Here is a 23,326-nt window from a genome sequence, read left to right on the forward strand (position 1 = left end):
AAGGCACCACTCAATAAGGATCCTGACGCGGCAACCGCTGGGACAACTCATCCAGCAGCTTTTGCTCGCGCCGGTCTTCCAGCCGCCGCGCCTCATCCATGTAGCGCAACACCAGTTTGCGCAAGCCTTCAACCCGTGCAAACGCCTGCTGCCAGGATTCCCGCGCCTTGTTCAGGTTGTTTTGATGCCATACCAGGCTTTGTCGCTGCTGGTCGATGGCGGTCCCCAGTTGCGCCAGGAAGCCTTGATAACCCAGCAGCCATTGGCCAGACACGCCACTGCTGCCGCGCACGATCCACTGCTCTTGATAGTCGAGACGAAAGGCTTCGAGGTCGGCGAGTTTGCTTTCGGCCAGACGGACTTGCCCCTGGAAGTGCCCCAGACGCAGGACCGCGGTTTTCTCGGCCTTTTCGGCCATTTCGACCACGGGGGCCAGGCGCGAGGCTCGGCTCTGGGCCATGGCCGGTTAGCCGCCGGCCGCGGGAGCGAAAATCGTGCCGAGATAGGCTTCGCTTTCGCCCAGGCTGATGCTGTCGTTCAGGCCCTGGCGCAGGTATTTCACCAGCTGCGGCTGCAGGGAGATCGCCAGGTCGGTTTCCCGATCACCACCGGCCACATAGGCGCCGACGCTGATCAAGTCACGACTCTGCTGATAACGCGACCACAGTTGCTTGAAATACTGGGCGCGCATCATGTGTTCCGGCGTAACCACCGACGGCATGACCCGGCTGATGGACGCTTCGATATCGATGGCCGGGTAATGACCTTCCTCGGCCAGGCGCCGGGACAGCACGATGTGCCCGTCGAGCACGCCTCGCGCGGCGTCGGCAATCGGGTCCTGCTGGTCATCGCCTTCGGACAAAACGGTGTAGAACGCGGTGATCGAACCGCCGCCCTTCTCCGCATTACCGGCCCGCTCCACCAATTTTGGCAGTTTGGCGAACACCGATGGCGGATAACCCTTGGTCGCTGGCGGCTCGCCGATGGCCAGGGCGATTTCCCGCTGGGCCTGGGCGAAACGGGTCAGGGAGTCCATGAGCAACAGGACGTTCTTGCCCTTGTCGCGGAAATACTCGGCGATTCGTGTGCAATACATCGCCGCGCGCAGACGCATCAGCGGCGCATCGTCCGCCGGGGACGCCACCACGACCGAACGCTTGAGCCCTTCTTCGCCGAGGATGTGCTCGATGAATTCTTTAACTTCACGACCCCGTTCACCGATCAGCCCGACGACGATGATGTCGGCCTCGGTGAAGCGGGTCATCATGCCCAGCAGGACACTCTTGCCCACGCCGGTACCGGCGAACAGGCCAAGACGCTGACCGCGACCGACCGTCAACAAACCGTTGATGCTGCGAATGCCCACGTCCAGCGGCTCGCTGATCGGTTCACGCTTGAGCGGGTTGATGGTCGGGCCGTCCATCGGCACCCAATCTTCGGCCTTCATTCCGCCCTTGCCGTCCAGCGCACGACCGGCGCCATCGAGCACCCGCCCGAGCATGCTCATGCCCATCGGCAGACGGCCGGTATCAGCCAGAGGAACCACACGGGCACCGGGAGCGATGCCGGCAACGCTGCCGACCGGCATCAGAAACACCTTGCTGCCGGAGAAGCCCATGACTTCGGCTTCGACCTGCACCGGGTGATAACTGTCGTCATTGATGACCATGCAGCGACTGCCCATGGCGGCGCGCAAACCCTCGGCTTCGAGGGTCAGGCCGACCATGCGCAGCAAGCGGCCCTCAAGGATCGGCGCGCCTTCCAGCTCCGTGGCCTCGGCGTAGCTGCCGAGGCGCTTGGCGAAGCTGGTGCGATCAAGGCGCATCGGGAACGCCCAGTTCAGGTTCGACCGGCACGACCGCTGGCTTGTCGCTGATCGGCAGTTCCAGGCTCAGATCCGGTTCGGCCGGGTGCAAGGCCTGTTCGTGCAATTGATCGAACAGTTTGTCCATGACCCGCGCAACGCGGGTTTCGACCGTGGCGTCGATACGGCTGTGTTCAGTCTCAACCCGGCAACCGCCGGGCAACAACGCCTCGTCCTCGACGATGCGCCAGGTTTCTTCATGGCGTTCGCGCAGGGCTTTGACCTGTTCGAAATCTTGCGGATTGATGTACAGCCGCACATTGCCCACACCCAGCGGCAAGAGCTTGAGGGCTTCACGCATGACGTGTTCGATCTGCGTCGAGTCGATCGCGAGTTCGCGCTGAATCACCTGTTTGGTGATGTGCTGCACCAGGTCGACCAGGGACTTTTCGATCAGGGTGTCCTGCTCGGCGATAGGCTCGAACAAATGCCCCATCAACTGCTCCAAAGCAGCAATCTTGGCGGCCAGCGCCACCTCGGCTTCCTGACGGACCTTGAGCGTGGTGCTGTGGAAACCTTCTTTTTCGCCCGTGGCGAAGCCTTCGTTGTAGGCCTCCTGACGAATGCTTTCGAGTTCTTCGAGGGTCAGTGGCTGGACTTCATCCAGTGGCACTTCTTCCATTTCCGGCGGCTCGGGTTCCGGCTCAGGCTCGGGTTCCGGCACGAACGGATCGAAACTGGGCAGCGACCAGACGTCGAAACCAGCGACGTCCTTGCCACGGATCAGGTCGGTGTTGGACTCATCATGTTTGGACGACATAGTGACCTTAGATCATCTCTTCGCCGCCCTTCCCGCCGAGAACGATTTCTCCGGCTTCGGCCATACGGCGGGCAATGGTGAGGATTTCTTTCTGCGCGGTTTCCACGTCGCTGACGCGCACCGGGCCTTTGGCCTCGAGGTCGTCGCGCAACAGTTCGGCCGCCCGTTTGGACATGTTCTTGAAGATCTTCTCTTTGACGCCTTCGTCCGAACCCTTGAGGGCCAGCACCAACACGTCGGAAGACACTTCGCGCAGCAGCGCTTGAATACCGCGATCGTCGACATCGGACAGGTTGTTGAACACGAACATGAGGTCTTCAATCTGACCAGACAGGTCTTCGTCGACTTCGCGGATCGAGTCCATCAGCTGACCTTCGATCGAGCTGTCGAGGAAGTTCATGATGTCCGCCGCGCGCTTGATGCCACCCAAGGTGGTGCGCGAGGCATTCGAGTTGCCGGAGAACTGCTTCTCGAGAATCTGGTTGAGTTCTTTCAGGGCCGCAGGCTGCACAGTGTTCAGCGAGGAGACCCGCAGAATGATGTCCAGACGCACCTTGTGGTCGAAGTTACCCAGCACTTCGCCGGCCTGGTCCGGATCGAGATACGCCACCACGATCGCCTGGATCTGCGGGTGCTCGTAACGGATCACGTCGGCGACGGCGCGCGGTTCCATCCACTTCAGGCTGTCGAGGCCACTGGTGTTGCCACCCAGCAGGATCCGGTCGATCAGGCCGTTGGCCTTGTCTTCGCCCAGGGCCTGGGTGAGCATTTTGCGCACGTAGTCGTCGGAGCCGACGCCGAGGCTGGTCTGGTCGCCGACGATGTCGACGAACTCGCTCATCACCTGCTCGACCTGCTCTCGGTGCACGTTACCCATCTGGGCCATCGCCACACCCACACGCTGGACCTCTTTAGGCCCCATGTGGCGCAGCACTTGGGCGGCGTCGGTTGAACCCAGGGACAGCAGCAGAATCGCGGCTTTGTCGACCTTGGACAGTTTGGCGGCAACGGCTCGGTTATCACTCATCTGCGTTAATCCACTCTTTCACGACCTGGGCCACGCGACCCGGATCTTCTGCCACCAGACTCTTGATTGCGTTCAACTGTGCGTCATAGCCTTCGCTCGGGCTCGGCAACAGAATGCTGGTCGGACCACCGAGACTGACGCGGTCGTTGGCCAGTTCGCCGTCCAGGCCGCCCATGCCACCCAGCTCGACGTCGCTGCCGATGCCCAGCTGTTTGTCTTTGCCGCCGCCGGTGATGTTGTTGAGCACCGGACGCAGCACACCGAACACCAGCACCAGGATGAACAAGACACCCAGCACTTGCTTGACGATGTCCCAGAACCACGGCTGGGAGTAGAACGGAATTTCGGCAATCACTTCACCGCGCTCGGCGGAGAACGGCATGTTGATCACGCTGACGCTGTCGCCACGGCTGGCGTCGAAGCCGACGGCGTCCTGTACCAGGCGAGTGAAGCGCGCCAATTCATCGGCGGTCCACGGCGCACGGGTGGTTTCACCGTTGGCCGCGTTGATCTTGACCTGGTCATCCACCACCACCGACACCGAGAGGCGATTCAAGCGGCCCTGCTGTTGTTTGGTGTGGCTGATGGAGCGGTCGAGTTCGAAGTTCTTGGTGGATTGTTGACGTTTGTCCGCCGGGTACGGTGCCAACATCGGCTGGCCGGTGGCCGGGTCCATGATTTGCTGACCGTTGGCATCCAGCAGTGGCTGGCCTGGTTGCACCATGCCGGCCGACGCGGTAGCGCCACCGGTGGTTTGCGGTGCGGAGGCAGGCGACGGCGGCTGGTTGCTCAGGGCACCCGGCACACCTTGCGGGCCATTGCTGGCGGTACGTTGTTCGTTGACCGACTGCTCGCTGCGCAACGCCGGTTGGTCCGGATTGAACTGCTCGGAGGTCGACTCGACGGCACTGAAGTCCACATCGGCCGAGACTTCGGCTTTATAGCGATCGTTGCCCAGCACCGGTTGCAGAATGTTGTGCACGCGCTGGGTCAGCATGCTTTCCATGCGACGGCTGTAATCGAATTGCTTGCCGGCCATGGTCAGTTCGGAATTTTCCGCCTGATCCGACAGCAGGTTGCCCTTCTGGTCGACGACAGTGATCTGGGATTTGCTGAGTTCGGGAACGCTGGTGGCCACCAGGTTGATGATCGCCAGTACCTGGCCAGGCTCCAGCGAGCGACCGGAGTACAGTTCCACCAGGATCGAAGCGCTCGGCTTGCGCTCGTCGCGCACGAACACCGAACTTTTCGGAATCGCCAGGTGCACGCGAGCACCCTTGACGTTGTTCAGGCTGGAAATGGTGCGGGCCAGTTCGCCTTCGAGACCACGACGATAACGGGTCGCTTCCATGAACTGGCTGGTGCCCAGACCCTGATCCTTGTCGAGAATTTCAAAACCGATGTTGCCGTCGCTGGGAGTGACACCAGCGCCCGCGAGTTTGATTCTCGCACGGGACAGGTCATCGGCCTTGACCAGCAAGGCACCGGAGTTCGGTTCAACGGTATAGGGAATGTCGGCTGCGGCCAGAGTATCCATGACCTGTTTGGCGTCCATACCGGCAAGACTGCCGTACAGAGGCCGGTAGTCCGGCTGCTGGGACCACAACACCACGGCAAAGCCAATCGCCACGCTCGCAGCCAGGCCGACCAACAGGCCCACCTGACGCAACATGGTCATCTCGGAGAGGTTTTCCAGGAAGGACAACCCGAACAGCGGCGGTTTGCCGTCTATTGGAGTGGCCTTGGCTGGAACATTATCGGCGACTGCTTCTGCCATGACTCAATTCGTCCTTAAACCGGCATCTGCATGATGTCTTGGTATGCCTGAACCAGCTTGTTGCGTACTTGGGTCAACGCTTGAAAAGACACGCTGGCCTTCTGCGAGGAAATCATCACGTCCGTCAGGTCGACACCGCTCTTGCCGATCTCGAAGGCACTGGCCAACTGACTGGACGCCTGTTGGGTGTCGTTCACTTTGTTGACGGCCTGACCGAGCATGTCGGAAAAGCTGCTGCCACCCAGTTGAGGGACTGCGGCAGTCGATTTCGACGCAGACATGGCATCCATTTGCATGGAGCGCATGTCCAACATCAATCGATTAAATTCAATACCTTGGCTCATGGTCTACTCTCTCTGGCGACCCGCAATTTTTTGACACTCACTCGGCGGGTAGTGAGGTGTTAGCAACAAGGGTGCCAGCTCCGTGGTCGCTCTAAACAAAAGCCCATCCTTAATGCAATCTGTAGCAGCTGGCGAAGCCTGCGTCCGGCTGCGCAGCAGTCGTCAAACCTGAACACTCGGTCTTTCTGAAACACCGCGCTGACTGATTTCACGACTGCTGCGCAGCCGGACGCAGGCTTCGCCAGCTGCTACCAAAATCGAATCAGGTGGCGAACAAATAAGCTTCCACGTCCATTCCGGCATCACGCATCTGCGCCAGCTTGTAACGCAGGGTGCGCGGGCTGATGCCCAAGCGCTCGGCAGCCTCTTTGCGACGACCGCGTTCGGAGCGCAAAGTGTCGATGATCATCTGGAACTCACGGCGACGCAGGTCATCACCCAGCGCCCCGCCCGACTCGGATTCGACCTCCACGGTTCGCACGGACGTTGGCACCAAGGCTGGCAACGGCGCACAGGCGACCGGCCCGGCCAGACAGAAATCCTCAGGCTGTATCAATCCACCCTGCTGCAGGATCAGCGCCCGCTGAATCGCGTTATCCAGCTCACGCACATTACCCGGCCATGGATAACCGATCAGGCACACCTGAGCCTCAGGCGACAGCCTTGCCGCGGCATGCTTCATTTTATTGACGTACTTGGCCAGAAGACGCTCGGCCAATGGCAGGATGTCGGCGGTACGTTCGCGCAACGGACGCCAGGCCAGCGGAAACACCGACAGGCGATAGTAAAGGTCTTCCCGAAAACGCCCCGCCGCCACTTCACCCGCCAGGTCACGGTTGGTGGTTGCCACGACTCGAATATCCAGCGTGATCGGCTTGCGTGCGCCGACTCGCTCGACTTCGCGTTCCTGCAAAACTCGCAGCAACTTGGCCTGGAGCCCGAGGGGCATTTCAGAAATTTCGTCGAGCAGGATAGTTCCGCCATCAGCCTGTTCGAACTTGCCGGCCTGCGCCGCGATGGCGCCGGTGAACGAGCCCTTTTCATGACCGAACAACGTGGCTTCGAGCATGTTGTCGGGGATGGCTGCGCAGTTGATCGCAATGAACGGCTGACTGGCACGATGGGAGTGCTGATGGATGTACCGCGCCAGTACTTCCTTACCGGTCCCTGACTCGCCGGAGATCAATACCGTGGAATCACTGCGCGCTACCCGCGCGGCCAGTTCCAGTAATTGCGCACTGGCCGGCTCGAACGCTACAGGCCCCTCGCCCTCGGCCGCACCGAGACAGCCCAGCGCATGACGCGCCACCAGATCGAGCAATGCCTTGGGCTCGAACGGTTTGACCAGGTAATCCGCTGCGCCCTGGCGCATCGCATCGACTGCCCGCTCCACCGCGCCGTGAGCCGTCATCAGCAACACCGGCAACTGCGGCTGACGAGTGCGCAGCAATCCGAGCAGTTGATGGCCGTCCATGCCCGGCATGTTGACGTCACTCAGCACCAGGTTGAACGCCTCATTACCAACCGCCGCCAGCGCTTCTTCTGCCGAGCCTACCGCCGTGTAGTCGTGCCCCGCGAGCAGCAGCGTATCCGCCAGTGCTTCGCGTAGCGCGCGGTCATCCTCGACCAGTAAAACCTTGATTGCCATGTCCTTCACTCCGCTCCCTGAGCGTGGGGCTTTTCACCGGAAAAAAGCGGCAGGATGACCTGCGCGCAAGTGCCGCGACCCAGCCGCGAGCGCAGCTGCAATTCTCCCTGATGGGCACGGGCTACAGCCTTGACCACGGTCAGGCCAAGGCCGGTCCCGGTGGTTTTAGTGGTAAAAAACGGCTCGCCGAGTCGTGCCAGCACTTTCGTATCGATGCCACTGCCGCTGTCACTGACAGAGACGCGCAAATTGTCGTCACGGGTATAAAGGTGGACCTTCAAGCGGACGTCTCGGGTACTGGCCTGGATCGCGTTCTCGATCAGGTTCAGGATCGCCCCGACCAGGGTGTCGCGATTGCACAGCAATTCACCTGCGTGACTGTCGCACTGCCAGCGAATCGGCAGGTCCTGCACATGGGTCAGTGCTGCCGCCTGCAGTGACTGCATCAGCACTTTGGGTGTGACGCGATCGGTCAGCGGCAGCTCGCCGCGCGCAAACACCAGCATGTCGCGAACCTGATGCTCCAACTCATGCAGACGCTCTTTCAGGCGTCCGGCAAAACGCTGCTGGGTTTCGACCGGCAACTCTTGCTCAGTCAAATGACTGGCGTAGAGCAAGGCGGCGGACAAGGGTGTACGAATCTGATGAGCCAGCGAAGCGACCATTCGGCCGAGAGACGAGAGTCGTTCATGGCGGGCCAACTGATCTTGCAGATGGCGGGTTTCAGTCAGATCGTTGAGCAACACCAACTGACCGGGCTCGGCATCCAGCGAGCGAGTGGAGATCGACAAACGCCGACCGTCCTTGAGCGAGATTTCGTGACCGTCGTCTTCACGGGGCGCAAAGCAGCGAGCAATGACATGACGCCACAGCTCGCCTTCGAGGGGCAGACCGAGCAGTTCGCAGGCAGCGGGGTTGGCTTCGCGCACAATACCTTGGGCGTCGATGACGATGACGCCGCCGGGCAACAGATCGAGGAGGTTTTGCAGCCGGTTGGCCAGGCGTTCTTTTTCCGCCAGTTCCTGCATGCGCTGAGCGCTGACCACTGCCAGCTCACCCTTGAGCTCGGTGACCCGGGCTTCGAGCATGCTGTAGGAATCGGTCAATTGGCTCGACATCTGGTTGAACAGCGCAAACGCCTGCTCAAGGCCATGCCGGCCCGCCTGCTCTACGGACGACGGTTGTCCCGAAGCGTCGGGGACAGGAGACATCTGGGCGGCTTGGGGCATCGTGCACTCTCGCTTGGCTGACCGTCAGTTAAACGGAACGTTGCGAGGGATGTAGCAATACCCGTGCCTAAAAAAAAACCGCCTACAAATGAAGGACTTGAAAAACAGGCGTCAATCATCCGCCTGTTCATCACCGTCACGACGGCTCATGCCGTACTTGCGCATCTTTTCCACCAGCGTGGTGCGACGAATGCGCAGCCGCTCTGCCGCGCGCGCCACGATGCCATTGGCATCATCCAGCGCCTGCTGAATCAGCCCTTGTTCCAGGCCACCGAGGTAGTCCTTCAGGTCCAGACCTTCCGGCGGCAGCATGGCACCGGCAGAGAAGTCCGGAGCATGACCGTTGATGGCTACGCGCTCTTCAAGATCGCTGCGCAAGCTGTCGACCAGTTGCTCGTCTTCATCGTCGACGTAACGGAATTTCTTCGGCAGCTCGACCACGCCGATCACCCCATACGGATGCATGATCGCCATGCGCTCCACCAGGTTGGCGAGTTCGCGGACGTTGCCCGGCCAGCCGTGGCGGCACAGCGACATGATCGCCGCGGAGTTGAAACGGATCGAACCACGCTTCTCGTGCTCCATGCGCGAGATCAACTCGTTCATCAGCAGCGGAATGTCTTCGACACGTTCGCGCAGTGGCGCCATCTCGATCGGGAACACGTTCAGGCGGTAGTACAAGTCTTCGCGGAAGGTACCGATCTCGATCATGCTTTCGAGATTCTTGTGCGTCGCGGCAATGATACGAACGTCGACGCTTTGGGTCTTGTTGCTGCCCACGCGCTCGAAGGTGCGTTCCTGCAATACGCGCAGCAACTTGACCTGCATCGGCAACGGCATGTCACCGATTTCATCAAGGAACAGCGTGCCGCCATTGGCCAGTTCGAAACGCCCGGCGCGGCTGGTGATTGCCCCGGTGAAGGCGCCCTTTTCGTGGCCAAACAGTTCGCTTTCCAGCAACTCGGCCGGGATCGCCCCGCAGTTGACCGGTACGAACGGCGCGTCACGACGCTTGGAGTGATAGTGCAGGTTGCGCGCGACCACTTCCTTGCCGGTCCCGGACTCACCGAGGATCAGCACACTGGCGTCGGTGTCGGCGACTTGCTGCATCATCTGACGGACGTGTTGAATCGCCCGGCTGGTGCCGACAAGACTGCGGAAGAGATTGGGTTCACGGTGACGGCCGCGCTCGCGGGCCTGGTCGTACATCTCGCGATAGACCTGGGCACGGTGCAGGGAGTCGAGCAATTTGCTGTAGCTGGGTGGCATTTCGAGGGTCGAAAGCACTCGGCGACGCTGATCTTCTGGCAAGTCAACGGAAGAATTATCGCCCATTAACAAAACCGGAAGGAACTCATCCCAGGTTGAGAGTGTCTTTAACAAGCCCACGAGTGCACCAGGAGCATTAACCGTCCCGATGAGGACACAGATTACTTCACGACTTGATGACAATGAGCCGACAGCCTGCTGCCAGTCATGGCTACCGCAGGGTAAATTTTCTTCGCCAAGAAAATTTAAAATCACCGCCAAGTCGCGGCGGCGGACGCTATCGTCATCAATCAGCAGAATTTTGGTTTCACGCCACATGCAATAGCAACTTCCCTAGTCAACTCAATGCCCAAAATGATGGGGCAAGCTAGACGCTTGCAGACACGTTATGCCTGTAGACGCCTGAAATCTGGAACCAGCCACTAGTTAAGTCAAAAAACCGTGCACAGTCAAATTTATGGCGCACTATGTTTGGATTAACCGAGGATTAACTAACCAAACAGATGGTAAACCTTTGCCGCGCTCTGTGCTTGGTGGATCTGCGACATCTCGTCAACTATCGCTTGCCGCTCCCCCGTAGCCGCCTCAAGAAGCTGTTTATACACCCCCAACAACTCCTCAAGATTATCGCGTAACGCGGCCTCGTCCACCGAAGCTTCACTCAAGACGTCTTCCATGCAGGAACGGCAAGCCAGGTCCAACTCACCAATGGCTTCCCAGTTACGCTCAGCCAATGCACCGACCAGGCCTTCACGGGTTTGTTCGATTCGCTGCAATACAAGACTCATGGTGATCTCCTTAAAACTGCGGACCCGGCACGGCGATAGCATCCCAGCCGTCTTTGACGGTGCGAAGCAAATCAGCGACTTCGTCGAGAATCTTTGGATCGGCGCTGACATTGGCCTCGGCGAGGCGCTTCATCATGTAGGTGTAGAGGTTATCCAGCTCACCGACGCTCTCAAGGGAATTCTCAAGATCGAGCCCTTCGCGCAAACCACCAATGATGCCAATGGCCTTGCCGATGAAGATGCCCCGGTTGGGAACATCCTTGCGCTCCAGGGCGCCTTTGGCTTGAGCAATACGGTCGAGACCACCTTCCATCAGCATCTGCACGAGACGGTGAGGACTGGCTTCGGAGGTTTGCGCCTGAGCGCCAATCTTCTGGTATTGGCGAAGGGCTAACATTGGATTCATGTTGTACCTCATCAAAAATCTGTAGTTCGTATAAACAATATATCGACGACGCGTCAAAAAACTTTAGTCGCGAAACACAAAAGCCCGGAGCGTTGAACGACGCTGCCGGGCTTTTGGCGTTACTGGGCTATCAGCTGTTCTTCTGCTGCGCGGCCATTGCTTCGAACATCGAAGTGATGTTGCTGGCAGTGGCTTTCAGCTTACCGACCAGGGTATCCATGTCGTTGTATTTTTTGGTCAGTACAGCGGTCAGGGATTCGATCCGACGATCCAGCGCGAGCTGGTCGTTAGCCAGTTTGGTCTTGGTTTTGGCCAGCGCGGTGGAACGGGTATCGAGAACTCCGCCCGTTTCGGTGTAAGGCGAAATCGCCTTGTTCATGCGCGCAAGTAGACCGTTGTCACCCGAGAAAAGATTCTGTACTTCCCCGCCGAGCTTCTTGTCGTTCATCGCAGCGGTGAACTTGGTCGAATCGAAGTTCAGAGCACCGGTTTTCTGATCGGTGGTAATCCCCAACTGCGACAGCACGGTGAGTTTATCACCCGTACCAGTCTCGGACAGCGGCCCGCGCATGGCCGCCAGGATCGAACGCGGCATGGCGTCGCCAGTCAGCGCTGCAGGAATGGTCGGGTTGCCGTCATCATCGAGCGAAGGCTTGGTCAGCGAGCTGATCGCGTTGGCCACTGCGTTGTAAGCATCGACGAATTTCTGGATCGAGGCTTTCAAACCATCAGTGTTGGTCGTTACGAGCACCTGCGATTTGCCCTCGGTAAGCAGCGTCATCGACAAGCCCGAGACAGTGTTATCCAGCTTGTTGGTAGGACTGCTGACCGCCAGACCGTCCACCGTGAACTTCGCGTCAACAGCGAGCGCGCCCACCGAGCCAGCCGAGGTCTTAGTCGAGATCTCCGGAATCACCTGGGAACCATCGACATCCAGGCCGACACCGCTGAGCGAAATATCGGTGCCTGCACCGGTGTTAGACGAGCTCACCACCAATCGGGAACCGAAGTTATCGGTCACGACGTTGGCGCTGAAGCCGCTGAACTGATACTTGTCGTTAAGCGCTTTGGCGACAGACTCGAGGGTGGAGTCCGCCGGCACGTCAAGGTTATAGGTTTTGGCTGTTCCGCCAGGTACGCCCTGAGAGATGACCAGAGTGCCTGCAGCACCGCCATTGACGGAAGCCTTGGAGCCACCATCAAAAGCAGCCGTGGCGACTTTCGAACCAGTGGCAAGCTGCGTGACATTGATCTTGTAGATGCCGGCGACGGCGGAGTTGTTGGCAGTAGCCGTGAGGACCTTGGGATCGGAAGAGCTGGCAGCGAAACCGGTGAACTGAGGCTCAGTGGTATTGCCCAGCGTCTTCATGGCCGCCTGGAACGTGGCGAGCAGCGACTTCAGGGTGCCGACACCGGAGATGGACGCGGTGTTGGTCGTGGTGCCACGGTCGATCTGACCTTGCTTGGCCGCTTTGTCAGCGTTGACCAGTGCCTTGACGATAGCACCGGTATCAAGGCCCGAGCCTAAGCCCGTACCCGGTAGAATTGGACTTGCCATGTAGATCTCCCTTCAGTGTCTCGCCGGTCTTTTGACCACTACAACGCCCAAAAGAACATAGCAACAAATTTCGTGCCAGCTGTCAGACTTTGGCGCTGAACAGCAGACTGCTTGCATCATTCAAGCTATTGGCCAGTTTCAGGACTTCTTCGTTGGGGATCTGACGGATCACCTCACCGGAGTCGCTGGCAATGACTTTGACGATGACTTTGCCTGAAGGCTCATCGATAGAGAACTCCAGGTTACGCTTGACCGACTGGACGAACTTTTCAATTTCTTGAACGGCCATCTTCAGTTTGTCCTGCTCACTTACTGCATCCTTGGGCTCATCCTTGACCAATGCCACTGGCGCAGCATCGGCTCGAGGCTTTTCCGCAGCGGCATCAGCAACGGGTATCGCCGGCTTCGCCGCAGGATAAGACAAGTTCAGCTTCACGCTCATATCCATGTCCATCACCTCTTTTAATCAAAAAAGCGAGAGAGCGCGACAAGCGCACTCCCCCGCCAAAAACTCACCAGCTATTACTGAAGCAGTTTCAGTACAGCGGATGGCAGTTGGTTGGCTTGAGCCAGAACTGCGGTGGAAGCTTGTTGCAGAGTTTGTTGCTTGGTCAGCTGTGCAGTTTCAGCAGCGAAGTCGGTATCTTGTACGCGACCCAGTGCAGCACTGGCGTTTTCGTTGATGTTTTGCAGGTTGGCGATGGTGCTGGTCAGACGGTTTTGTGCAGCACCAAGGTCAGCACGGCTGGCGTTGATGGTTTCCAGAGCCTTGTCGATTGCAGTAACGGCAGCCGAGAAGTTGGTTTCCGAAATGGCCGAAGTCGAACCGGCGATGGTGATTGCCGAGCCAACACCCAGGGTGTTTGCGTCGAAGCTGGCGCTCAGAGTCAGAGTGATCTGGTTCGAGGTGCCAGTGTTGGAGCCGACCTGGAAGGTCATGGTGCTGGCAGTACCGTCGAGCAGGTTCTTGCCGTTCAGGTTGGTGCTGCCGGAGATCCGGGTCAGTTCAGCCGACATTTGGGTGAACTCTTTGTTCAGAGCGTCACGGTCGGTAGAGCTGTTGTTATCGTTGCGGGACTGAACAGCCAGTTCACGCATACGTTGCAGAATGTTGGATTGTTCCTGCATCGCGCCTTCAGCGGTCTGAGCGATGGAGATACCGTCGTTGGCGTTTTTGATCGCCACGTTCTGACCACGGATTTGCGAAGTCATGCGGGTAGCAATTTGCAGGCCGGCGGCGTCGTCTTTGGCGCTGTTGATTTTCAGACCGGAAGACAGGCGAGTCATCGAAGTCGACAGGGCATCGGAAGCCTTGTTCAGGTTTTTCTGAACGTTCAACGATGTAACGTTAGTGTTTACGGTTAAAGCCATGACGAATTCCTCGTTGGTTGGGTACTGCGGCTTCCGGCCCTGGCAACCGCCGGGTGTGGCCTAGAGAACCTTCGTAATAGTTATCGTCGTCATGGCAGGTTGCTTGAGGGCTTTTTTTAAAAAAATTACTAGCAGACTGCCACCCCCAGCAAAACAAGGGTTTAGGTGGCCTTACCCCATTAAAAAATGACGTCAAAAAAGCCGCCAACAAAAACTCCGGGCAAAAAAATAGCGCTACCGGACTGCCGGTAGCGCTATGAGAAAGTCTTTTAGAGATCAGCCGCGATAGAGAATCGCCGACCCCCAGGACAAGCCAACGCCAAAACCGCTGATAGCCACGCGACTCCAGTCAGAGCTCAGAACGTGTTTTTCCAGCAATAAAGGGATGCTCGACGAAACGGTGTTGCCTGTTTCGACCATGTCCTTGATGAACTTCTCTGGCTCGCCTTCGAAACGCCGGGCCACTGCGTCAACAATGGCCGCGCTGCCCTGGTGAATGCAGAACGCATCGATGTCGCTGGTTCTCAGCGCCGACTCGTCGAGCAACTCGTGCAGGTGGGCGGGCACTTTCAACAAGGCGAAGTTGAACACCTGACGACCATTCATATAAAACACACCGTCGCTGACCTTCAGGTGCGGCGCACCGGAACCGTCAGTACCGAACTTGGCCTTGCCCAATTGCCAGTGCGCGCCCTCGCCCATCCAGGTCGCCGTAGCAGCGTCACCGAAAAGCATGGTGGTGTTGCGATCTTCTGGATCGACGATTTTCGAGTAAGGGTCGGCTGTAATCAGCAAACCGTTCTTCAGGCCTGCGGCTTCCATGAAGCCTTTCATGGCGTAGATGCCGTAAACGTAACCCGAGCATCCCAGGGAAATATCGAATGCCGCCACATGGGTCGGCAGACCGAGCTTGTCCTGAACGATGGCAGCCGTGTGCGGCAGCCCTTCCTCATCACCATTCTGGGTGACAACGATCAGCGCATCGATAGACTCGCGCTTGAGGTCGGGATTATTGGCAAACAATGCATTAACAGCTTCAACACACAGGTCCGACGTTTCCTGCTCAGCGCCTTTGCGCGGCAGGAAAGCCGAACCGATCTTGCCCAGGATGAACTCTTCATCTTTGGCGAATTTGGCACCCTGAGCGTAGTTATCCACACCGGCGGCCGGCACGTAACTCGCTATGCTTTTTATGCCAATCATCATGGCTTCCCGATCATAAACAGCGACTAGGTTCACCCCGAAAAGCTCAGGGGCGTATCAAAATGGTTGATTTCCCGGGGCAGACTCACCGCCCGCTCCCAGGAACACAATACAGTGAAGATGCACTTTATGACCTATGCGTCACGCCGTTAAGCACATGAATGCGATTTTTCACGTCCGGCGAGGGGAAACAGTGCGCCAAAAAGCTTACTTCAGTGGTTGGCCAGCCTCTCGAATCCACTGCGCCATACGGTCAATCGAGTGATCCAGGGATGTCCAGTCATCGAGTCCCAGGGTCCTGGCCTTTTGAATGTCAGGGACATAATAGGAACGAGCCTGCGCTGCATGGTCTTGCCCAAGAATACGAACGGGTTTGCCCGGCGCAATGCGGGCAACGACCTTATGCGCCAGTTCGGCGATCGTCAGCGCTTTATCCGAACCGACGTTGTAGGCGTTTGCAGCAATACCGCGTACCAGCAGCGTCAACAACCATCCTGCCAGGTCAGATCCGTGCAGATAGCTTCGAACAGCGCTGCCACTGGATTTCAACACCAGTTCTTCATGCCACAGGGCATCCCGGACGAAATTGCCAAAGGCAAAATGCTCATTCAGTGAGATCCCCGGTCCTGAAAATGCGAAACATCGCGTGGACACAACGTCCAGTCCATACCGCTCGGCATAAATCGCCGCCAATGTTTCCTGCGCGCGCTTTGCTTCGGCATAAGCACTGCTGGCCAGAAGACTGTCGCAAGAACCCTTGCTGGCTTCCGTTACTGGTAAGCCGAACTCAAGCGCACCGTACTGCGCCCCGCTCCCCGTGAACAACACACGCCTGGCGCCCGTTCGTACAGCAAGATCCAGTACGTTTCGGGCGCCGTTCAAAACGGTGTCGTAAATTCGCAACGGATCTGCCTGAGCGCTGGCCAGCGTATCGGTGGCCGCATGTATGATCAGATCGAAACAGCGCCCGGCTGAAAGAGTGATCGCCACCTGTACATCGCTTTTCAACCAGGTTATCCAGGCTTCATCGGCGTATTCGGGGTACTCACGCAGAAATGCCTCGGGTGATCGCGAAACAGCCGTGACTTCGATGGCTGCGCCGTCCTGGTTCAAGCGTGCCAGTGTTGCGAGCAGCCATTTGCCAAAAAAACCGGTACTTCCGGTGAGCAAAAGACGCTTGCCCGCCAGAAGCCGTCCGAGATCCAGGTGGCCGAGGACTCGTTGAATATCGGCGGCCACGACGGGCGATTCCAGGGTTACGCGCACGTCTTATTGTCCCAGCCAGTTATCGCGCCATGCAGCAAGAGCGGATCCGTCCAGCATCCAGTCGTGACGTACGCGGGCCTGCAAATAGTCGCCTAATGCGGCGGCGGCATCGAGGTCGTTGGCATGCGCGCGGATCGCATCGGCCCAGCTTTCGAAGCGGTTTTCAACGCGTTTGACGGGCAGCCCATCACGATAAGCTTCGAGGTTGCTGCAGATAACCGGGTAGCCACACGCGCCATACTCAAGCAACCGCAAATTGCTCTTGCAGCGATTGAAGAGGCTGTCTTCAAGCGGTGCCAATGCAAGATCAAGGTTCAATGAAGCCAGTTTTGCGGGGTACAGATCGATGGCGACGCCCTGATGGAACTCATGCACAAAAGGACGCAGGTGCTCAGGGCATGCACCCAGGATTACCCAGTGAACTTCGTTCGCCAACTCTTTGATCACGTCGGCGACCACTTCCAGTTCGCCGATATTGTTCAGGCCCCCAGCCCAACCGACGCGAGGTTTATCGGCACAACGGCGCTTACTGGGCAGGCCATCCCAGCAACGAGGATCGAGACGGTTTTTGACCACCCGGATATCTGCATTGAACCCCTCAAACACCTGCGCCATGAATTCGGTCGGGACCAGCAAACGATCCATGTACGAAAGCCCTGTGCGCAGCGATTCGAGAACATCGTCGGGCGACTGGCTGTTCATCGTAAGGTCTGGCAAGTAGGCATCCAGGTCATAAACCTTGAAGGCACGGGAGAAGGCTTTCATCCGGCGCATTGCGTCCAGCGCCCCGTCACCGATCTGCCGCTGAAGCAGAATAACGTCCGGGTTGTAACGCTCCAGCTCCACCACCGACAGCAAGTCGGCAGTCAGAACACCTTCGATCAAGCCTTCGTCACGCAGCGCATTGAAAGGTTGAATGATGCGGTGCTGGCCACTGCTGCTGGCAAAGTCCGCCGGGTGTGCGACCACGATGGGGACAGACTTGCAGGTCGACAACGGGCGCCAGGACAGTGCCGAGTCGGTGAAGGCGAATGCGCCAGCACGGACTCTGGAAAAATTCGGATTACCTGCGCGATCCCGGGCCAACACAGGCAGCCAACGTTCATAGAACCGGTCTTCCTGTTCTGGCGTAGCAGGCGTCGTGTCAGACTCGCCAATCAACAGTTGCACTCTTGGGGTCCACACATTCAGATAGCCGGCTTGTTGAAGCTTGATGCACAGATCGACATCCGCCCAAGGCTGCAGCTGCTCATCGAAGCCGCCGACCGCAGCAAACAACTCCTGGCGCAGCATCAGGCATTTCCCACTCAGAGCTGTGTAGTTCTGATCGACTTGCAAGCGCTGCATGTAACCGCCGGCATCGGCCGCCATGCCACTGAAAGGATTGGCAACAGGCATGCCCAACCCCAACAACAGTCCGCCATGACAAACCTTGCCATCTGCGCCGATCAGCTTGGCACCCACGCCGCCTACCTCTGGGCGCATTCCATGGTTCAACAGTTGTTCCAGCCAATCGCTTCCGATCACGCCGATACTGGCATCCAGAAACAGCAGGAACTCTCCACGAGCTTCAGTGGCCGCCTGATTTCGAATCATTTGCGCAGACAGATCGCCCGGGAATCGCAAGACCCGAAGATGTCCCGCTCCCAGCTGATTGATACCGGATAGCCAGTTGACAACCAAAGGGGCTTCGTTGCCGCGATCGAGCAACAACAACTCAAAATTGTTGTAGCCCGTGTTTTCCAGCAGGCTCTCAACGCAGCGCTGCGCGTGCGCCAATTGACCGTCTACCACAATCAGGATGCTGACCGGAGGGGACGTCGAGTGCCCGTAATCCAGCTCATAGCGCCCTGCCAATCGGGAACCGACCTGCGGTGTTTCGAAGCCGCGCGCGCGCAAGTGGCGCTCGATCACTGCGCGCTCTTGAGCATTGTCTTGCAGCATCAACGCGTCGGCGATGACCAGCGGTTCGCTGATATGCCCCAACCCTTCGAACCCGGTCGTCTCGATCAGACGCAGAATGAATTCAAGCTCGAATGCATCCTGATACTGAGCGTCGAACCCCCCCATGTCCTGCCACACGTCGCGTCGGAACAACCAGTGCCGCGCCATACTGGACGGGAAGCTCAGCAACAGATCGAGATTGATATCCGGACGCAGCAGCAAATCGAGATTGCCGTCTTCGAAGCGCATGACTTCATCGGCGTAGACCGCCCGCAATCCGGGCGCCCCACTCAGTTCCAGTACGGCGCTCAGAAGCCCTCCCGCCGTAAACTCTTCCCCGGCATGGGTGATGACAAACAGATCGCATGTGCATCCCGAAATGGCCCGATTGATCGTCCCGACATAATCTGACGGGTCGAGGATGAAGACGTGATCACTGGCGTTGGCATTGGCAACGTTGGCAGTGGTCAGCACCAGCGGCCTGAATGTCGCCTTGAGATTGCCGTGTTGCGCAAGGCTTTCGATGGTTTTGGTCAGGTTCTCGATCGACCCGTCGGGGTCGAGAATGACTACTGCAAATTCTGGAACATCAAGGCGCTGAAGATGCTGGTCAACCAGCCTGTTTTGCGCGGCACTCAGGACTCGACGTTCAAGCCAGTAGGCGGCAGTGGATTTGATGCCGTGGATGCCGTATTCGGTGGCGGCGGTTTGCGTGACTTCAACAAAGTGGTCGAGTGCCGGCCAGAATTCGGCCTCATGGCTTTCGAGGTTTTCTCTCAACAGCGGCATCGTCTGACGTGCTCGCTCGACCTCTTCCGGCGCCAGCCCCCAGGCCACTCCGTAGCTGCCGTTTTCCGCAATGGAAAAGTTTACCGGAGCCCCTTCGCCGGGAATAACAACACTCACGCAACCACACAGCACCGCTTCGGCAGACAGTGCTGACGTGGAGGATGAGTAAAAAAATTCGCAAGTTTGAAATATCGCGACAAGCTCATCCCGGCTGGCCGGATAAACATGAGTAATCTCGATAGAGTCGTCAGCCAATAACGCCTTGTCGATGCCAGTTCCGCTACGTCCCTGGAAGTAACAAACCTTGCCAGGAACACGCACGGACGGATCGGCAGGGGGCTGAAACAATCCCAGATCAACGGGCTGTAAAAACAAAACATTCTGTTCCGGCATGCCGGGGAGCAACAGCCCCTTTGTGTACCCAAAGAGAATATCGCCCTCTCCAAAAACCCCATCCCCTCCGATAAAGCCTGGCTTGTTAAGCAGGTAACGAGCGACGACGTTAGCGGCCATGGGGTTTCCCGAGACGACTTCCGGGTACACCGCTATGGGCTCGATCTTCTGAGCCTTGTGCAGGGCAATCACGTCAGCCGTCAGCCGCGGAGTCATTAACCTCGGACTGAGAACGTTCGCTGTAACGTAGGCCTCATAGCCGGATCTGATCAGCGCATCACAGAGCATGTGCATGACCCGAATGCCGGCAGAGTTCTGCCGGTAATCAGGTGCAACGAGGTAATAAGGACTCGGGCGAGTGGAATACAAAGAGCGAATCATGAACTCTCCTTCAACGCATCAAAAACAATAAATTGCTGTAAAAACACTCACCGAAAATTTGATACGTCAGAGACTCCATCAAACACTCGCCCGCCCGATAAACGCAGGATGCTTAGTAAAAGTACAAAGTGATGTCGTGAAGAATGTCGGCATAGTGGCGAATGCCAATGCGGTAATCCGGGCGAATGGCCGTGACCGCATCGATCAACTTCCAATAGTCATCGGCGCGATGATAGGCACACACAGCCAGCACCGGCTTTTCGCGCTGGATGACCGCAGCCGCACCGCGCAACGCCCGCTCTTCCATGCCTTCGATATCAAGCTTGAACAGGCCGACCTTGCCCTGAACCAGCACGTCCAGCGGCGTGCCCTGAATAAAGGACACAACACTCGGCGAGATCGGCCCTCTGATTTCATCCAGAGAATCGCAGGAAAGCTCCGGACGATAGTTGGCACGAGACGCCACGGCATCGAGGCCCATATTGAAGATCAACACGTTTTCCCGGTCAGAGAAACGTTTGAGGGCTTCGTAATACGGTGGCAGTTCCGGCTCAAACAGATAGGCCTGTTTCACAGGACCGAAATGCTGTTCAAGACTGGCCAGAGTGTCGCCGGTGTAGGCACCTGCATCCACGAAATACCGGGCATTTTCGGCGGATACAAACTCCGCATCGAAATACTCATCGGCAAAAGGAGACTTGGTGTCGGCCGCTGATTTGATGGACAGCGTCGTGCGCATCCCGATGAGCCCGTTATAAACCTCTCTTGAGCGCTCGTCCGCCAGTCGCAGAAACACAGAGATATAACGCAAGGCCTCATCAATCGGCTGATGGGCAAGGTTGGCGAAGTGTTTTTCCGGACCATGGGCGGAGTCTGTGGCGTACAGGAACTCACTCATGTTCACGATTTTTTTGCACTGCCCGGCCAACTGCTCGTGTATCTGATTGCTGTAACGACCACTGGCAATGACCACGGCTGCGGCGCCCAGGTCTACGGCTGCCGGACTGAATACTTCAAAGCCGTCAAACACAGTGCCATGTTTGGAGGCGTCATTATCGAGGAAGCCTTTGACTTTCACGCCCGCTTTAGTCGCTTCAATCGCTACATAGGCGCCGACCTTGTAGGCACCAAAAATATAAACACCTTCCGCGAGCCAGTCGTTCAGCACATCCTTGCGCTCACGCAAGGCACTCAAGAGTTTTTCACTGTTGAGCAAGTTATAAACATGAGGATATTCATGCAGACGACCAAGCACCTGCAAATCATCGACGGAACGCAGCAGCACTGCGTCGGTGGCCGATGACAAAGGGGCCCCGCTCAAGAGGACAGGTACGGAGTGCGTGTCAGACAACATCAATGCATCCGCAACACCCTCTTGCAGCTCTGCCCTGCCGGAAACCAGTTTAAAACTCATATTAAGAATCCCGTATTCAATCTGATATTCACGACCTGCCGGCCGCAGCATGATGAAAAATCTGCAGAGTGCTCAGCTAACCCGTTACGTGTTCAGGTGTGATGGCATACAAAACAGTGTCGAAAGTACTTCTTGCATGGCAGCGCAAATAGAAGCGGTAACCCAGTCCGTACCCTTCTATCTGTTCCAGGATGCTCCACAGGTGCTCGGCCCGGTGATAGATGCTGATGGCCAGGTTCGGCCGGTGCTCCAACAGCATGGCCCTGGCACCTTCAAGCGCCGCAGGCTCTTCCCCTTCGATGTCCATCTTGATCAGGTTGGGCGCAAAACCCGGTAACGCGTCATCCATGCGAACGCAGGTCACGGTCACGCCACCCGACTCGACAAGGTGGCCACCAGCGCCCAGCGCGCCGTCAAAGCCGACCCGCCGATTACCATCGGAAACGCCACACGGAAAGTTCACCGCGTTGAGATCGCTCAGGCTCTTGACGAGCACGGCGTAGTTCTCAAGGTTGGGCTCGAAAGTGGCCACGGCTTCGAAGGTCAGGCCAGCGGCACGCATCTCTTCCACGGTATCGCCGGTGTAGGCGCCGCAATCGATGAAACGCAATGGCTGCGGCCAGGCCGGCAAATCTTCAGGGAAGTACTGGCGAGGCGTCGGCGCAGGCAAGCGCAGGTAGTCACCGGTGATTCTGAAATCAACGATGCGGTCGAGCAGTTCGCGACTGGTCTCGTCGGCCAGTTGTTCACGCATACGAGCGATGCGGTCGGCATGCGCTTCGTAATAGCTCGGTTCAACCAGCCAATAGCGGAAGGGTTGTCCCTTGGGGTAATGACGGACAAACTCGACGAGGCTTACGACACGGCCATAACCCAGTTGCTGCAACTGGGTAACGACTTCGCCAACATCCACGTAGTTGTTGAACAGGCCGATGATCACGCAGGCGCTGGCAGGGTCATGCGTTGCCGCCCAGTCCGGGGCGGTGGCGACATGGATCCCGTCCACTTCCTGGAGTGAAGCGTCGCGATCCAGAAACGCATCGACCTCGACGCCCTCGCCCGCCAGATAGGCCTGAACCCGTTGGCCGGCCAAACGTGCGCCGTAGACAAGCACATGCTTGAAGCGCTGCCCATCAAGCATGGCTGGCTCCCGAAGCAATGCGCACAAGTACGGCATGCCCGTTGAGGTTGTGCAGGAAGCGGAAGTCCTGGTTTGCGGCAGTGAACTCGTTCACCAGCCTGGTCACGCCTTCGCAGCCGTAAAAACCATAGTCATCGAACACGACGACCGCGCCGGCAACAAGACGAGGCAACGCCCACTCCAGCACGCTGCGTGCAGACTCATAAACATCCACATCGATATGCAGGAAAGCCAGCCTTGGGCCAACGTGCTCGGCGTTGCGCTCCGGGAACATGCCTTCAAGCAGATGAACTCGATCAGTCACACCGCAACGCGCGGCGAGCGCCGCGACCAGTTGGATATCGGTGTCGCTGTGTTCACCGCCCTCGTAGCGCGTATCAAGGCTGCCAGCCTTTACCACACCCGTAAACGTATCGGCGAGGAACACCTTGCGCCCCGGCCGCTGGCTGGCCAACGCCAAAAGGCAACCCGAACCGCCACGCCAAACGCCGACTTCAAGGAAGTCACCGTCCACGCCATCCAGTTGCCGGGCCAGCGACCACAGTTCGAACAACCGGTACTTGTCCACCAGCGTATTTTTCTCGACCAGGGCCAACGCTTGCTCGAAAGCCTGATCACCGCACCACGGCGCGTAGCTCGAATAAGGCAACAGCCGCTCATGACGAATCTCGGGCGACTTGGCGTGCGCCCACGAGACGGTGCCGCGCAAGTAGCGATAGCTCATGCCGGTCAGCTTTCTTTTCAGCCAGGCCAT

General features: G+C 58.1%; 20 protein-coding genes. All 20 read right to left on the bottom strand.

Annotated features, from left to right (window positions below; genetic code table 11):
• Positions 1–10: 10 nt before the first annotated feature.
• Positions 11–460 (bottom strand): flagellar export protein FliJ, encoded by a 450-nt coding sequence (fliJ, locus tag CKW16_RS06960; protein WP_033055981.1) that lies wholly within the window; start codon positions 458–460, stop codon positions 11–13.
• A gap of 6 nt (positions 461–466) precedes the next feature.
• Positions 467–1,825 carry a flagellar protein export ATPase FliI gene (fliI, locus tag CKW16_RS06965; protein WP_046046383.1) on the bottom strand — a complete coding sequence of 453 codons (1,359 nt, stop codon included), beginning with the start codon at positions 1,823–1,825 and terminating at the stop codon, positions 467–469.
• Entirely contained in the window at positions 1,815–2,624 is an 810-nt protein-coding gene (fliH, locus tag CKW16_RS06970; protein ID WP_095127772.1) for a flagellar assembly protein FliH, read from the bottom strand. Before fliH ends, fliI begins: the two co-directional genes overlap by 11 nt.
• A gap of 7 nt (positions 2,625–2,631) precedes the next feature.
• On the bottom strand, positions 2,632–3,651 hold the full coding sequence (gene fliG / locus CKW16_RS06975) for a flagellar motor switch protein FliG (RefSeq protein WP_007948903.1): 1,020 nt from the start codon (positions 3,649–3,651) through the stop codon (positions 2,632–2,634).
• Positions 3,644–5,428, bottom strand: a complete 1,785-nt coding sequence (gene fliF, locus CKW16_RS06980; protein ID WP_095127773.1) for a flagellar basal-body MS-ring/collar protein FliF — start codon at positions 5,426–5,428, stop codon at positions 3,644–3,646. Before fliF ends, fliG begins: the two co-directional genes overlap by 8 nt.
• Before the next feature lie 14 nt (positions 5,429–5,442).
• Positions 5,443–5,772 (bottom strand): flagellar hook-basal body complex protein FliE, encoded by a 330-nt coding sequence (gene fliE, locus CKW16_RS06985; protein ID WP_095127774.1) that lies wholly within the window; start codon positions 5,770–5,772, stop codon positions 5,443–5,445.
• Positions 5,773–6,034: 262 nt separating this feature from the next.
• Positions 6,035–7,420, bottom strand: coding sequence for a sigma-54-dependent response regulator transcription factor FleR (gene fleR, locus CKW16_RS06990; RefSeq protein ID WP_095127775.1), 1,386 nt, complete (start codon positions 7,418–7,420; stop codon positions 6,035–6,037).
• Between the two features lie 5 nt (positions 7,421–7,425).
• Positions 7,426–8,631, bottom strand: coding sequence for a PAS domain-containing sensor histidine kinase (locus tag CKW16_RS06995; RefSeq protein ID WP_256580460.1), 1,206 nt, complete (start codon positions 8,629–8,631; stop codon positions 7,426–7,428).
• Positions 8,632–8,760: 129 nt separating this feature from the next.
• Positions 8,761–10,236 (bottom strand): sigma-54 dependent transcriptional regulator, encoded by a 1,476-nt coding sequence (locus tag CKW16_RS07000; RefSeq protein ID WP_046046389.1) that lies wholly within the window; start codon positions 10,234–10,236, stop codon positions 8,761–8,763.
• Positions 10,237–10,409: 173 nt separating this feature from the next.
• A complete protein-coding gene (locus tag CKW16_RS07005) occupies positions 10,410–10,706 on the bottom strand; it encodes a hypothetical protein (protein ID WP_008151048.1) in 297 nt (98 codons plus the stop codon).
• A gap of 10 nt (positions 10,707–10,716) precedes the next feature.
• Positions 10,717–11,112, bottom strand: coding sequence for a flagellar export chaperone FliS (gene fliS / locus CKW16_RS07010; RefSeq protein WP_095127777.1), 396 nt, complete (start codon positions 11,110–11,112; stop codon positions 10,717–10,719).
• Between the two features lie 130 nt (positions 11,113–11,242).
• Positions 11,243–12,670, bottom strand: coding sequence for a flagellar filament capping protein FliD (fliD, locus tag CKW16_RS07015; protein WP_095127778.1), 1,428 nt, complete (start codon positions 12,668–12,670; stop codon positions 11,243–11,245).
• An 82-nt stretch (positions 12,671–12,752) separates the two neighbouring features.
• Entirely contained in the window at positions 12,753–13,118 is a 366-nt protein-coding gene (locus CKW16_RS07020; RefSeq protein ID WP_095127779.1) for a flagellar protein FlaG, read from the bottom strand.
• Positions 13,119–13,192: 74 nt separating this feature from the next.
• The gene (locus CKW16_RS07025; protein ID WP_095127780.1) at positions 13,193–14,041 is read right to left on the bottom strand and encodes a flagellin domain-containing protein; all 849 of its coding nucleotides are present in this window, start codon (positions 14,039–14,041) and stop codon (positions 13,193–13,195) included.
• 276 nt (positions 14,042–14,317) lie between these two features.
• Positions 14,318–15,244 carry a ketoacyl-ACP synthase III gene (locus CKW16_RS07030; RefSeq protein ID WP_095128128.1) on the bottom strand — a complete coding sequence of 309 codons (927 nt, stop codon included), beginning with the start codon at positions 15,242–15,244 and terminating at the stop codon, positions 14,318–14,320.
• A 207-nt stretch (positions 15,245–15,451) separates the two neighbouring features.
• On the bottom strand, positions 15,452–16,510 hold the full coding sequence (locus tag CKW16_RS07035; RefSeq protein WP_256580453.1) for an NAD(P)-dependent oxidoreductase: 1,059 nt from the start codon (positions 16,508–16,510) through the stop codon (positions 15,452–15,454).
• 3 nt (positions 16,511–16,513) lie between these two features.
• Positions 16,514–20,017 (bottom strand): glycosyltransferase, encoded by a 3,504-nt coding sequence (locus CKW16_RS07040; RefSeq protein WP_256580454.1) that lies wholly within the window; start codon positions 20,015–20,017, stop codon positions 16,514–16,516.
• A 112-nt stretch (positions 20,018–20,129) separates the two neighbouring features.
• Positions 20,130–21,482, bottom strand: a complete 1,353-nt coding sequence (locus CKW16_RS07045; protein WP_141232714.1) for a hypothetical protein — start codon at positions 21,480–21,482, stop codon at positions 20,130–20,132.
• A 25-nt stretch (positions 21,483–21,507) separates the two neighbouring features.
• The gene (locus CKW16_RS07050; protein ID WP_095127783.1) at positions 21,508–22,572 is read right to left on the bottom strand and encodes an FkbM family methyltransferase; all 1,065 of its coding nucleotides are present in this window, start codon (positions 22,570–22,572) and stop codon (positions 21,508–21,510) included.
• Positions 22,565–23,326, bottom strand: a complete 762-nt coding sequence (locus tag CKW16_RS07055; protein ID WP_095127784.1) for a TylF/MycF/NovP-related O-methyltransferase — start codon at positions 23,324–23,326, stop codon at positions 22,565–22,567. Before CKW16_RS07055 ends, CKW16_RS07050 begins: the two co-directional genes overlap by 8 nt.

The sequence above is a fragment of the Pseudomonas sp. Irchel s3h14 genome, from assembly GCF_900187425.1.
GTDB lineage: Bacteria > Pseudomonadota > Gammaproteobacteria > Pseudomonadales > Pseudomonadaceae > Aquipseudomonas.